We start from the raw sequence: 12914 nt of genomic DNA on the forward strand, positions 1-12914 counted from the left end.
ACAACTGGTTGAGCTTTAGCGACGAGATGCACAACCAGGGCGTGGAATCGATCAATCACAGCATCAAGGTGTCCTGGGTCAATGCCGACGAAGACGTGGCCCTGAGCCTGGGCATCGAGCAGGAAAAGCGTGTGCTGCGGCTGGAGCGCCTGCGGGGCACCGGCACCGGCCCGTTTGTATACTTCATCTCGTATTTCCATCCGCGCGTGGGCTTCACCGGCAAAGAAGACTTTTCCCGGCACCTGTACGAGATCATGGAGCAGGACTATCATACCATACCCTCCATCTCCCGGGAAAAGATCAGCGCCGTGTCGGCCAAAGCAGAGATCGCCAAAAAGCTCGGGCTGAAGAAGGGCGACGCCGTATTGTTCCGCAAGCGCATCGTATGTGATCCCGGCAACCGGCCGGTAGAATACAACCTGGGCTATTATCGCGGCGACAGCTTTACCTACGAAATCGACATCAGACGCTGATCCACTGCCAGGACCGGCACCCCGGGGCTGCAAATTCCGCTCTGGTCATTTATTTGCAACAGCGTCGCAAATTTCATTTTACTATACTCACTATAAGCTTACATTAAGGTATCTATATGTTTGCTATAAGGATGCTATAAGCATGGGTATAGCCTTGCTATAAGGATGGCCTCCTTGTCCATAACCTGTACTTCACTTCCACACTCGCTCTCGTGCTGCTTATCTACCCTGTAAAGGGTATACGTTTTAACCCCCCGGGGCGATAGGACAATAGGCTTTCCGCGCCTAGATTTGCGGTTATTAGTATTTAGATCACATCCAGATAGATCTACAAACCGCGGAATTATGGCAGAAAAGAAGCTTTCGACACTATTCAAAAAAGTCATCGGCAAGCTTCACCTATGGTTGGGACTCGTTTCGGGCATCATCGTTTTTATCATTGCCATCACGGGGTGTCTCTATGCCTTCCAGGCGGAGATCCGCAACCTGACCGAGCCGCATCGGTTTGTAACGATCCAGAACAAACCTTATCTGCCGCCGTCGCAGCTGAAAGACATCGCTCTGGCGGCCCTGCCCGGCAAACACCTGCACGCCGTGTTGTATGGAAAACCCGGAAAGGCCGCGGAAGTGATCTTTTATCATCCGGACCCGGTAGATTATCATATCGCATACCTCAATCCGTATACGGGCGAGGTGCTGAAGCTCTCCAACGAAGAGGAGGGTTTCTTCCCGTTCATTCTGGACGGCCACTTTTACCTGTGGCTGCCCCACGAGATCGGTCAGCCCATCGTGGCATCGGCTACGCTGGTGTTTTTCTTCATGCTCATCTCGGGCATCATCCTGTGGTGGCCGCGTAACAAGGCTGCCGCGAAGCAGCGGTTTACGATCAAGTGGAATGCCCGCTGGCGCCGGAAGAACTACGACCTGCACAACGTGCTGGGCTTCTATGTATCGTGGCTCGGGATCATTTTTGCTACCACCGGACTGGTATGGGGCTTCACCTGGTTTGCCGAAGGTCTGTATGCGGTAACGGGGGGGCAAAAATCCCTGATGTATACCGAGCCGGTGTCGGACACCACGTACGTGGCCTCGTTTGACGAGCCCGCCATCGACAAGATCTGGCGCCGTATGTCGGCCGAGTGTCCCGGCGCGGCCGTACTGGAAGTACACGTCCCCGAAACAGCGTCGTCGCCGATTGCCGTAGGGGTTAACCCGGACGACGGCACCTACTGGCAAAACGACAACATTTACTTCGACCAGTATTCCCTGAAGGAGCTTTCAGTAGACCACATCTACGGCCGGTTTAAAGATGCTGCTGCCGCCGACAAACTGATGCGGATGAACTATGACATTCACGTAGGCGCGGTGCTGGGCCTGGCCGGCAAAGTGTTGGCTTTCTGCGCCAGCCTGTTGTGCGCCAGCCTGCCCGTTACCGGGTTTTATATCTGGTGGGGTCGCCGCAAGAAGAAGGGCAGCGAGCTGGAAGACGAAACGAACACAGAGCTTGCACGCAAGCCCGTCGCGGTTAAACGCGTGGCACCGGTGATGCGCAGGCCTGTTGTCGCCGCCAATAAATAGCATTACTTCTCCTGTATCCTTTTCATTAGCCGGCCGTTACGCCGCACACCTTTGCCGTGTATGTAGGGGAGACGACAAAAAAAACGGCTGCTCGTTCAAGCAGCCGTCTGTGTATTCGATCATAGGAGCGGATTACCGTCTCTTCTTCGCTACTTTCTTCGCCGCTTTTTTCGGGGCGCTTTTCACAGCCTTTTTAGCGACTACTTTTTTCGGGGCTACTTTCTTGACCACTTTTTTAGGAGCGGCTTTTTTCGGGGCTACTTTCTTCACCACTTTTTTAGGAGCGGCTTTTTTCACCACCTTCTTAGCGACTGCCTTTACTGCCTTCTTCGGCGCAGCTTTTTTCGCTACGGTCTTTACTACTTTCTTAGGAGCAGCTTTCTTCGCCACCGTTTTCACAGCTTTCTTCGAAGCAACCTTTTTGGCCGCTTTCTTGGGCGCTGCTTTGGTTACGCTCTTCACCACCTTCGCTACCGTCTTCACTGCTTTTGCTACACCTTTGGCCACTTTGGCGACAGCTTTAACAGCCTTTTTAGGAGCAGCTGCTTTCTTCGGCGCAGCAGCGGCCGGCTTCTTCGCTTCTTTGGCAAATTTTGCCGCCATCAGGTTCAGCGCCGAACCGGCTTTGAACCACTCGATCTGGTTGGCGTTGTAGGTGTGGTTCACCTGGATCGACTCTTCGGTGCCATCGTTGTGACGGATCACCAGCGTGAGCGGTACTTCCGGGGCAAACGACGTCAGGCCTACGATGTCGAACGTGTCGTCTTCCTTGATCTTGTTGTAGTCTTCCTTGTTGGCAAAGGTAAGCGCGAGCATACCCTGCTTCTTCAGGTTGGTTTCGTGGATCCGGGCAAACGACTTCACCAGGATGGCGCGTACGCCCAGGTGGCGCGGCTCCATGGCGGCGTGCTCACGGGATGAACCCTCGCCATAGTTTTCGTCACCGACCACGATCGAGCCAAGGCCTTGTGCCTTGTAGGCACGCTGCACGTTGGGTACTTCGTCGTATGAATCGGAGAGCGCATTCTTCACGCTGTTGATCTTCTCGTTGTAGAAGTTGGTGGCGCCGATCAGCAGGTTGTTTGAAATGTTGTCGAGGTGACCGCGGTATTTCAGCCACTTGCCGGCCATGGAGATATGGTCGGTCGTGCACTTGCCTTTTGCTTTGATCAGCAGGCGCAGGCCTTTCAGGTCGGAGCCTTCCCAGGGTTTGAACGGAGCCAGCAGTTGCAGGCGGTCAGATGATTCGCTCACTTTTACCACTACTTTGCTGCCATCTTTCGCCGGAGCGATAAAGCCCGGATCTTCAGCGTCAAAACCTTTCTTCGGCAGCTCGTCGCCGGTAGGAGGGTCGAGTTTTACTTGCTCGCCGCGCTCGTTGGTGAGGTAATCGGTAGCGGGGTTGAACGTCAGGTCGCCGGCAATGGCCAGCGCTGTTGTCAGCTCGGGCGATGCTACGAAGGCAAACGTGTTGGGGTTGCCGTCGTTCCGCGACTGGAAGTTCCGGTTGAACGAGTGAACGATGGTGTTCTTCTCTTTCTTTTCCGCACCCACGCGGCTCCACATACCGATACACGGACCGCAGGCGTTGGCAAATACCTTGGCGCCGATCTGGTCGAAGGTGTCGATAAAGCCGTCGCGGTCGATGGTATAGCGCACTACTTCCGAACCCGGTGTGATGGTGAACTCCGCCTTGGTCTTCAGGCCTTTGTCAGCCACCTGGCGGGCCAGGCTGGCGGCGCGGGAAATATCTTCATACGAAGAGTTGGTGCAAGAACCGATCAGACCTACTTCCACTTTGGTAGGCCAGCCGTTCTTCGCAGCTTCTTCTTTGATCTTCGAAATAGGGGTAGCCAGGTCGGGCGTAAACGGACCGTTCAGGTGCGGCTCGAGCTCCGACAGGTTGATCTCCACTACCTGGTCGAAGTATTGCTCAGGGTTGGCATATACTTCTGCATCGGCAGTGAGGTGCTCTTTTACTTTGTTGGCCAGCTTGGCAACTTCCGCACGGTTGGTAGAGATAAGGTAACGCTCCATCGACTCGTCGTATCCGAAGGTAGAGGTAGTCGCGCCGATCTCGGCACCCATGTTACAAATGGTACCTTTACCGGTACAGCTCAGTGACTTGGCACCTTCGCCGAAATACTCGACGATGGCCCCGGTACCGCCCTTTACGGTCAGGATACCGGCCACTTTCAAAATGACATCCTTGGCCGATGCCCAGCCGCTCAGTTTACCGGTCAGTTTTATACCGATCAGCTTGGGGAATTTCAATTCCCACGCCATGCCCGACATAACGTCTACGGCATCCGCACCACCGACACCGATCGCCACCATGCCGAGGCCGCCGGCGTTTACGGTGTGAGAATCGGTACCGATCATCATACCGCCCGGGAAGGCGTAGTTCTCGAGTACCACCTGGTGAATGATGCCCGCCCCCGGCCGCCAAAAGCCGATGCCATATTTATTGGAAACAGAAGAAAGGAAATTGAATACTTCCGAGCTTTCGTTGTTTGCATTGGTAAGGTCTTCTGCCGCGCCTGTTTTCGCGACGATTAGGTGATCACAGTGTACCGTTGAAGGAACCGCTACCTTCGGCCGGCCGGCAGACATAAACTGCAGCAACGCCATCTGGGCGGTGGCATCCTGCATGGCTACGCGGTCTGGCGCAAAGTCTACGTACGACTTGCCCCGTCCAAAATTTTCCAGCTTTTGTTCTTCGTGGAGGTGGGAGTAAAGTATTTTTTCGGAGAGGGTGAGCGGGCGGTTTACAACTTTTCGAGCCTTGGCGATGCGGGAAGGCATCTTGTCGTACAAGGCTTTGATCATGTCTAAATCGAATACCATATTGTTAAAAGGTTAAAAAGAGACGCTAAAGTAGTAATATTTTCTTATCAGAGGGGGTGTCAGAGTCCGACGCACGCGTTTGCGGATGTGTTTTACCGCTTCGCACCTTCTCTAACAACATATTCAGCTGACGGGTTTCGTCTTCGGTCAGGGCGTTCAGCAGGTTTTCGATCGCGATGACCTCGTCCTGCATCCGCGTCAGCGCATCGAGTCCTTCCTGCGTGATCGTCACTTCTACGCTGCGCTTGTCCGTTGCACAGTATACACGTGTCAGATATCCCTTTAGCCGGAGGCGTTCAACGATACGGGAAGTGTCGGGCATCTTGTCGATCATCCGGTCTTTGATGAGATTGATCGACGCATGCCCCGGGTGCTGGCCACGCAGGATACGCAGCACGTTGTACTGCTGCCGCGTGATGTCATGTTTCTTAAACACGCCATTCATGCCATCCAACAGGTAGTTGTGCGTGTACATCAAATTAAGAACAGCCTTGTGATATTCGCTTCGGAAGTCCTTTTGATGGATGTCTTGTTCAAGGGACATAAGCCAAATAGCCGATCTGGTTTGCGGTGCCAAATTAGCCATTTATTTATTATCACGTGCATGTTACCCAAATAATAGGGATGCTATCACTTGCTGTTGATGTAATTTAGAAACTCTCTTTTTATGTTCTCGTCGTTGAACTTACCGGAAAAATAAGCCGTACCGGTCTTGCTATTGGTGTCGCCCACGCCCCGGGAGGCCACACACATGTGGTTGGCGTCGATCACCACGCCCACGTCCTGCGTGTGCAGTACGCGCTCGATCTCCTTGCCGATCTGCACCGTCAGACGCTCCTGCACCTGCGGCCGCTTGGAAAAGTATTGTACTATGCGGTTGATCTTCGAGAGGCCGATCACCTTGCCATGTGAAAAATACGCCACATGGGCCTTGCCGTAGATGGGCACAAAGTGATGCTCGCAGTGCGAGTAGAATGTAATATCCTTTTCGACCAGCATCTGGTCGTAGTTATACTTGTTATCGAAGAGCCGGGCATGTGGCCGGTTCTTGGGGTTGAGGCCCGCAAACACTTCCTTGACGTACATCTTGGCCACGCGGCGGGGTGTGCCCTGCAGACTGTCGTCGTTCAGGTCGAGGCCGAGGATGTTCATGATCTCGCGGAAGTGCCCCTCGATGCGCGTGATCTTCTCTTCGTCGTCCAGGTCGAAGGCGTCGGCCCGCATCGGCGTTTCGAAGGATGAAGAGGCCACGTGGTCGTCGCCAAATTCGTCGTCGTTGAGCTTATTCGGCTGGGAATTCGACGAAGTTTCGTTCGGTCTCATACAGGGTAATTTTCAGGTCAAATTTAGGATCTATCAGGGCACGCAGGATCTTCCAGATAACGAGGGCAATGTTCTCAGCGGTGGGATTGATGCCCGTAAACTCGGCTACGTCCAGGTTCAGGTTGCGGTGGTCAAACTTGCGCAGGACATGTTGCTGGATCAGGTCGCTCAGCGCTTTGAGGTCGTATACATACCCGGTCTCGGGGTCGGGCTCGCCGACAAGGCTCACGATCAGCTCGTAATTATGACCATGATAGTTCGGGTTGTTGCATTTGCCGAAGACCCGTTGATTTTGCTCGTCGGACCAGGCCTCGTTGAAAAGACGGTGTGCTGCGTTAAAGTGCTCCTTGCGCGATACCTTTATCTTCATGCGTAAAGGTAAACAGGATTCCCGAAGAATGGTTCAATCGGGTGTGTAAAACCTGCCCCATCGCACGGGCTACGCGCTTCGTACGCTTTGGAGTATACGTCTTCGCCTGGTAACAAGTCAGGCACGTAAAGGATCAGCTCCCCACGGAGCGATCACTTGTTAGGGCTGTGATGAAAGGGGAGCGACAACAGATTGCTGGGTACGGGGATGAACTATTTGGGTAGGATTGATGGTTTGCCCAAATACAGCCTGGCCACAAATTGCCAGTAAACTGAGCAATAGTGCCAAAAGAACACGATATTTCGAATTCAAGACGCGTGGGGTTAGGGTTCGTAACTGGCAGTGAATATAATAATTGAAGTATCTATTCACTACTATTCAGTTGATGAATTGATTGTTAAATAGTTAAATGGATTATTTGAACGGGTAGATTGCCATGAACTTTGAGGAGATAAAGACCAAGATCGGGGCGTATCAGGCAGACGGAAAGAAGTTGTTCACCACATCATCGTTCCAGTCGCATAGCCTCGTGTTGCTGCACATCCTGAGCCGGATTGACAAAAGCATACCGGTTTATTTTATTAACACCGGCTTCCATTTTCCCGAAACGGTGTCGTTTCGCGACTATATTGGCGAGCAGTTCGGGCTCAACATCGTCGACCTGAAGTCGGACGTGCCCAAGTTCATGCAGCGCGACCCCGAAGGGCGCCTGCTCTTTACCTCCGACCCCGACCATTGCTGCTACCTCAACAAGACTCAGCCCACGGATGCCATCCTCATGTCCCACGATGTCTGGATCAACGGTGTGCGCGCCGACCAAAGCGCGGTGCGCGCCGCGATGAAGGTAGAGCAGCCGGCCAAGCACGGCTGTATCCGGTTTCATCCCATGCTGGACTGGAACGCCAAGATGATCTGGCAGTATCAGAAGGAATATCAGCTGCCCAAGCACCCCCTGGAAGAAAAAGGATACGTCAGCATCGGGTGTGAGCCTTGTACCCGTAAATTAGATCCTGAAATGCAGGAACGCGAAGCGCGTTGGTTCGGCATGAACAAAGTAGAATGCGGCCTGCACACAGACCTGATCAGCAAATAACCAACCACCACACACAGTATCTAGCCTAATGAAAGTATTAATTACCGGCGGCGCCGGGTATATCGGCACGGAGTTGATCAGTGCCCTGATAGCCAAGCCTGAAATAGAAAGCGTTATTGTTTACGACAACCTGAGCAGACCCAACTATAATGTGTTCCTGGGCCTGCGGTTGCAGAATCACAGCAAGGTATCGTTTGTTAAAGGCGAGCTGCTCGACTCGCGCGGCCTGCGCAAAGTGTTGAAAGGTGTGGATGTGGTCTACCACCTGGCCGCTAAGGTTACCACGCCGCTGGCCAATACCGATGCCCACGTGTACGAGCAGGTGAACCATTGGGGCACTGCCGAGCTGGTATACGCCGTAGAAGAGAGCGCTACCGTCAAGCGTTTTATTTACACCAGCAGTACCGGCGTCTATGGCCCGTCCACCGGCCAACCGGTCGATGAGACCGCTGCCACGGCCCCGCAGTCATTATATGCGATCTCCAAGCTTCGCGGTGAAGAGCACGTGCGCCGGCTGGCATCGCGCATGGACACTTACATCATGCGCTGCGGCAATGTATATGGCTACAGCAAAAGCATGCGGTTCGACTCCGTTATCAATAAATTTGTATTTGAAGCCAATTTCGACGGACGTGTCACGGTGCAGGGCGACGGTAAGCAGTCGCGTACCTTTATACACATCGACAAGGTGGCGCACGCCCTTGCCAACCTGGCATCGACAACGTTCGCCAGCGGCACGTATAACCTGGTAGACCGCACCTTGCGGGTGTTTGACATTGTCGACATGCTGAAGGAATTGGTGCCTCCGCTGGAGTTTATCTTCATCAACCAGCACCTGCGGTTGCATGAGCTGAACATCCGGACGAACGCCGAGGTCAATGCGGCCCTGGGCATCGGTGAAGAAAGACTTCTGAAAGCCGAGCTGGAAGAGTTTCTGGCGAAATTCAGCTTTTAAATTCAACACAATTTTCATATCTAAGGTACCGGATTGGTCCCTCTATGGTTGTTTTTAGCCGTAGAGAGGGGCATCCGGTAAAGAAAACGTATTCCATAGCATGCAAAACATCGCTACTGTTATCATTTTGCTTGCCGTTGTCACCGCCCTGGCCGAGGTGACCGATAAGATCCGGGTACCGTATCCGATCCTGTTGGTACTGGCCGGTATCGGCATCGGGCTTGTACCGGGGCTGCCGGTGCTCTCGCTCGACCCTGATGTGGCGTTCCTGGTCTTCCTGCCGCCCGTGCTGTATGCCGCGGCGTGGAACACATCATGGCCCGACTTTAAAGCAGCCAAGCGTCCCATCACGATGCTGGCCATCGGCTGCGTGATCTTTACCACCTGTGCCGTGGCCTGGGTAGCGCATACATTTATTCCCGGCTTTGGCTGGGCCGAAGGGTTTGTGCTGGGGGCGATCATTTCCCCGCCCGATGCCGTTGCCGCTACGGCCGCCACGAAAGGCCTGGCCATACCCAAACGCGTCGTCACGATCCTGGAGGGTGAAAGCCTGGTGAACGATGCCACTGGTCTGATCGCCTACCGCTATGCCGTGGTCGCCGTTGTCACCGGAGCCTTCAGCCTGTGGGAAGCCGGCTTTCAATTTTTGCTGGTAGCCGCAGGGGGTATCGGCTTGGGGCTGGCACTGGGCTGGCTCTTTAAGTGGATCCACAACATCACGCCCAGCAATCCTACGACCGATACGGTGCTGACCTTTCTGGCGCCCTTTGTAGCATACCTGTTGGCGGAAGCGGTGCACGTGTCGGGCGTATTGTCGGTGGTAACGGCCGGGCTGATGCTGGGGCGGAGCTCCAGCGAAATGTTCTCGCAGCAAACACGCATGCAGGCCAACAGCTCCTGGAATACCGTGCTCTTCATCCTGAACGGTATCATTTTTATCCTCATCGGCTTACAGCTGCCGGAGATCATCCGGTCCATGGGCGACTACGCCTTCTGGGCCTGGAAGTATGCCGTGCTCATCAGCGTGGCGGTGATCATCGGCCGCATCATCTGGGTGTACCCGAGTACGTACCTGCCACGCATCTTGTTCAGGCATATCCGCGAACAGGAACCGGAACCCGATGTGCGCCTCACGACGATCATTGCCTGGTCGGGTATGCGCGGGGTTGTTTCCCTGGCGGCGGCGCTGGCACTGCCGTTGGTGATCGGCGACGGTGTCGCGTTCCCCCATCGCAACCTGATCATCTTCCTGACCTTCTGCGTGATCTTCTCGACATTGGTTTTGCAGGGCCTCACGCTCCGCCCCATGATCAAGCTCTTTGGCCTGAAGCCGGATGATAAGGATTACGAGGACGAGCAACGCGCACGCCTGAAGATTGCCGCCTCGGTCATCGAGCACATCGAAGAAAACTATGCGCTCGAGCTAAGCGACGCCGTGCTTAGCCAGGTAAAGTCGAAGTACGAGATCCGCATCGAGCGGCTGCGCAAAGACGAGCCGCAACGCCGCATGACAGAAGACCAGATCCGCGAGTTCCACCGCATTCAGCAGGAGCTGCTGGAGAAGGAGCGGCGGGACATGATCCGGCTGCGACACGACGGTAAGATCAGCGACGAGATCTTGCGCAAGATGGAGTACGAGCTGGACCTGGAAGAGACCCGTCTTATCCTCGAACGCGATCTCGCGTAAGTGTCATTGCACAGGCTCCCGCAAGATCGTCCTGAATTTCGCGGGCGCTACTTTCGTAAAATCAGACAGGTATATTTCGTGGTGATCGCCCGCATGCTTCAGGTTATGCGCCTGCATGAATTCCTGCATGATCTGCAGCGATTCGGGTTCGCGATCAAAGGGCCCGTTGTGTAGCATTTGCACGACCTTGCCTTCGTTCAGCGTATAATAGCAGACCTCGGCGATCAAGGGTTGCTTCTTTTTTTCCAGTACGGCTTTGCGCACCGATGCCACGACCTCGGCGGTAACAAAGTCCGGCATGCGGATCAGCAGCCGCCACTGCCATGCTGCGCGTGGGATCTGGCGTGGCGCCTCGGCCATGGAGACCCCAGCATAGCGTTTGTCGAACCACCACTGGGCTTCCAGCTTGGGTACGGTAAAGTCCTTCCCGCGTGATTTGCACAGGAACTTGATGCCGTAGGCTACGGGAAACACGGCCTGTATACCGGCTTTGAAATCGTCGCCGTTAGGGTCCCCCTGGCCTGTGAGTGACAAGTAGTGTGCCTCCTCCAGTGTCAGCACTTCCGGGGTGTTGGAGGCGGAGTAATACGATTTATAGCGCTTAGTCAGGTCGAGCTTGGAAGAAGTCTTCGTGGAGGTGATTGTCATCGGGTTTGCGTTTTAAGGTGTACCCAAAAGTGCGACACCCTGCCGTCAACCCTATGTCAGCAGAACCTGTGAAAATCAGATCAGAATTCCATTTTTTTCAGTGCCAGGAAGCGTTTGGCCTTCGGATGCCGGAATATACAGTTGTTGAATCCCCCATAAAGGGGGAGTTGGATGGAGCGTTACCGGTAGCGAGTACGCAAAAAAAAGGTCTTAGGGAAAGTGAAAAAACGCGATAACGTCTATCTTAGTGTCGAAACCTAAACGTATGAATGGACCTCTGCCGGTATCGGTGGTCTTGACCGCTATGCTATTAACGGCCTGCGAATGGCAAGCCCGTTGTCTCGAAGAGACGCGCTACCCGGCGCTCGTGTGGCCCACCCATGGCGAAGAGATCGAATTTGCCGACGACGCAAACGCCAATACCGAACACCAATGCCTGGAGCACCACGTGTTTGACAACGTTCCTTTCAAACTTCCGATTGCCATCGACCCGGCCTATGCCCCCATGATGCGGCTTCAGCAGGACACCGTCGTGCGCTATGCCTCCTCCAAACATGCGAATACCTTTGTGATGCGGATCGACAGTACCGCACGTTACTCACTTTACCTGTTGCGCGAAGAGCTCCGTGGTGGCGGCGACCATCCCGATCAATACGATGTTTTATTCACCACCGATGCCCGGGGTAAACTGATCGACAACCTCATGGTAGGTGTCGACGATGCCCATCACCATCGTGCGTATTGGATCGAGAGCCCGACTGAATTTGGCATAAAGGAAGTCGCCGGCCTGAGTATGGAGGAGGAAACGGAGTATAAGGTGACCTGCCGTGTAACCGAAGCCGGCACCTTTGCGGCGATCCAGAGCAATCTGATGCAGATGAACGGGCAGGAAGAAAATTATACCGAAGAGGTACCCCTGGAATATGCCGAGTCGATGGTGACGGTCGAAACGGGCAAACCGGTACTCGCCGCCATCGAAAAAGCCATCTTTGTCGACCCCCTGGATAAAGATTACCTCGACGAAAAAACGGTAGGAGACCAAAAGGTATACCTGGCCCTGGGCATGTCGGGCATTGCCGACTACACATTATTTATGTTGCATAGCCCCATGGGCGAAGGCGGCAATACGTTGGTGGCCGAAAGCTGGTCCATTCCCATGCCGCTCTCGTCGCGGCCGATCACATCCAGCCACATTGTACACATGGATTGGTTGCACCAGCAGGGAGATGAATACAACGTCGAGCTGGTCGTTCAGTACGAAATGCAAGCGCCCCAAGAAGGTGCGGCCCCGCTGTTGGCACTGCGGAGCTATTCCTTTACCTATTCACCCGAAGGCGGCCTGGAAGCCGCCCGCGACTAGCCCGTGTATCACGGTTTTTTCGGCTGCGCGGCCTTCTCGGCTTTGGCGTCGTCGGCTTTCTTAAATTCCAGGGACGTAGAGTTTACGCAATAGCGCTGGCCGGTAAGGGTCGGCCCGTCGTCAAATAAGTGGCCCAGGTGTGAGCCACAGCGCGCGCACAAGATCTCGGTGCGGACCATACCGTGGCTGCGATCTACCACCGTAGTGATACGGTCGCCGGCCAGCTCACGGTCAAAGCTGGGCCAGCCGCACTCCGACGCAAACTTCATGTCCGATGTAAAAAGCGCCTGCCCGCAGCCGGAACAGTAATACGTACCTTTCTCGCGGGTGTTGGTATACTTGCCTGTAAAGGGCATATCCGTTCCTTTCTTGCGCAGAACGTTGTATTGCTGGGGGGTAAGCATGGCTTTCCACTCGGCGTCGGTGCGGATGATCTTGCCGGTGGTGTCTTGTACGGCGGGGGCCGATGTTAATACGGCCGCAGTGGTTTCCGGGCGGTCGGTCGCCGGGTGGCAGGCTACCAGAGTGGCAGCGGTAAGCAGAACAAAAGCAAATGCGTGCATGGCGTGCTGGTTTAGAC

At 54.6% G+C, this 12914-nt stretch carries 11 protein-coding genes and 1 pseudogene; 6 read left to right on the forward strand and 6 right to left on the reverse strand.

Annotation, left to right across the window (positions count from 1 at the left end; translation table 11 throughout):
- Nucleotides 1-473: GntR family transcriptional regulator (locus tag KK078_RS20320; RefSeq protein WP_254092148.1), on the forward strand; the 473-nt coding region annotated here is incomplete at its 5' end.
- A 345-nt stretch (nucleotides 474-818) separates the two neighbouring features.
- Nucleotides 819-2051: a PepSY-associated TM helix domain-containing protein gene (locus tag KK078_RS20325; RefSeq protein WP_254092149.1), complete on the forward strand. Its 1233-nt coding sequence runs from the start codon at nucleotides 819-821 to the stop codon at nucleotides 2049-2051.
- A 594-nt stretch (nucleotides 2052-2645) separates the two neighbouring features.
- Here KK078_RS20325 and KK078_RS20330 read toward each other — a convergent pair.
- The 4 genes and pseudogenes from KK078_RS20330 to KK078_RS20345 all read right to left on the reverse strand — a co-directional run.
- Nucleotides 2646-4898 (reverse strand): annotated as a pseudogene (locus KK078_RS20330) (aconitate hydratase); the annotation flags it as partial.
- A gap of 25 nt (nucleotides 4899-4923) precedes the next feature.
- Entirely contained in the window at nucleotides 4924-5442 is a 519-nt protein-coding gene (locus KK078_RS20335; protein WP_254092150.1) for a MarR family winged helix-turn-helix transcriptional regulator, read from the reverse strand.
- 86 nt (nucleotides 5443-5528) lie between these two features.
- Nucleotides 5529-6221 (reverse strand): GTP cyclohydrolase I FolE, encoded by a 693-nt coding sequence (gene folE, locus KK078_RS20340; RefSeq protein ID WP_254092151.1) that lies wholly within the window; start codon nucleotides 6219-6221, stop codon nucleotides 5529-5531.
- Nucleotides 6181-6591 carry a 6-pyruvoyl trahydropterin synthase family protein gene (locus KK078_RS20345; protein ID WP_254092152.1) on the reverse strand — a complete coding sequence of 137 codons (411 nt, stop codon included), beginning with the start codon at nucleotides 6589-6591 and terminating at the stop codon, nucleotides 6181-6183. The genes folE and KK078_RS20345 overlap by 41 nt, the downstream gene beginning before the upstream one ends.
- A 436-nt stretch (nucleotides 6592-7027) precedes the next feature.
- On the opposite strand from KK078_RS20345, the gene KK078_RS20350 reads away from it, so the two are divergent.
- From KK078_RS20350 to KK078_RS20360, 3 genes are all read left to right on the forward strand, one after another.
- Entirely contained in the window at nucleotides 7028-7684 is a 657-nt protein-coding gene (locus tag KK078_RS20350) for a phosphoadenylyl-sulfate reductase (RefSeq protein WP_254092153.1), read from the forward strand.
- Between the two features lie 28 nt (nucleotides 7685-7712).
- Nucleotides 7713-8639, forward strand: coding sequence for an NAD-dependent epimerase/dehydratase family protein (locus tag KK078_RS20355; RefSeq protein ID WP_254092154.1), 927 nt, complete (start codon nucleotides 7713-7715; stop codon nucleotides 8637-8639).
- 100 nt (nucleotides 8640-8739) lie between these two features.
- Nucleotides 8740-10326 carry a Na+/H+ antiporter gene (locus tag KK078_RS20360; RefSeq protein ID WP_254092155.1) on the forward strand — a complete coding sequence of 529 codons (1587 nt, stop codon included), beginning with the start codon at nucleotides 8740-8742 and terminating at the stop codon, nucleotides 10324-10326.
- A gap of 3 nt (nucleotides 10327-10329) precedes the next feature.
- Here the strand turns inward: KK078_RS20360 and KK078_RS20365 are convergent, their stop codons facing one another.
- Nucleotides 10330-10974, reverse strand: a complete 645-nt coding sequence (locus tag KK078_RS20365) for a GyrI-like domain-containing protein (protein WP_254092156.1) — start codon at nucleotides 10972-10974, stop codon at nucleotides 10330-10332.
- Nucleotides 10975-11239: 265 nt separating this feature from the next.
- On the opposite strand from KK078_RS20365, the gene KK078_RS20370 reads away from it, so the two are divergent.
- Nucleotides 11240-12334: a hypothetical protein gene (locus tag KK078_RS20370; protein WP_254092157.1), complete on the forward strand. Its 1095-nt coding sequence runs from the start codon at nucleotides 11240-11242 to the stop codon at nucleotides 12332-12334.
- An 8-nt stretch (nucleotides 12335-12342) separates the two neighbouring features.
- Here the strand turns inward: KK078_RS20370 and msrB are convergent, their stop codons facing one another.
- The gene (msrB, locus tag KK078_RS20375) at nucleotides 12343-12897 is read right to left on the reverse strand and encodes a peptide-methionine (R)-S-oxide reductase MsrB (protein ID WP_254092158.1); all 555 of its coding nucleotides are present in this window, start codon (nucleotides 12895-12897) and stop codon (nucleotides 12343-12345) included.
- Nucleotides 12898-12914 lie beyond the last annotated feature (17 nt).

This window comes from Dawidia soli (assembly GCF_018598185.1).
In the GTDB taxonomy this organism is placed as follows: domain Bacteria; phylum Bacteroidota; class Bacteroidia; order Cytophagales; family Cyclobacteriaceae; genus Ohtaekwangia; species Ohtaekwangia soli.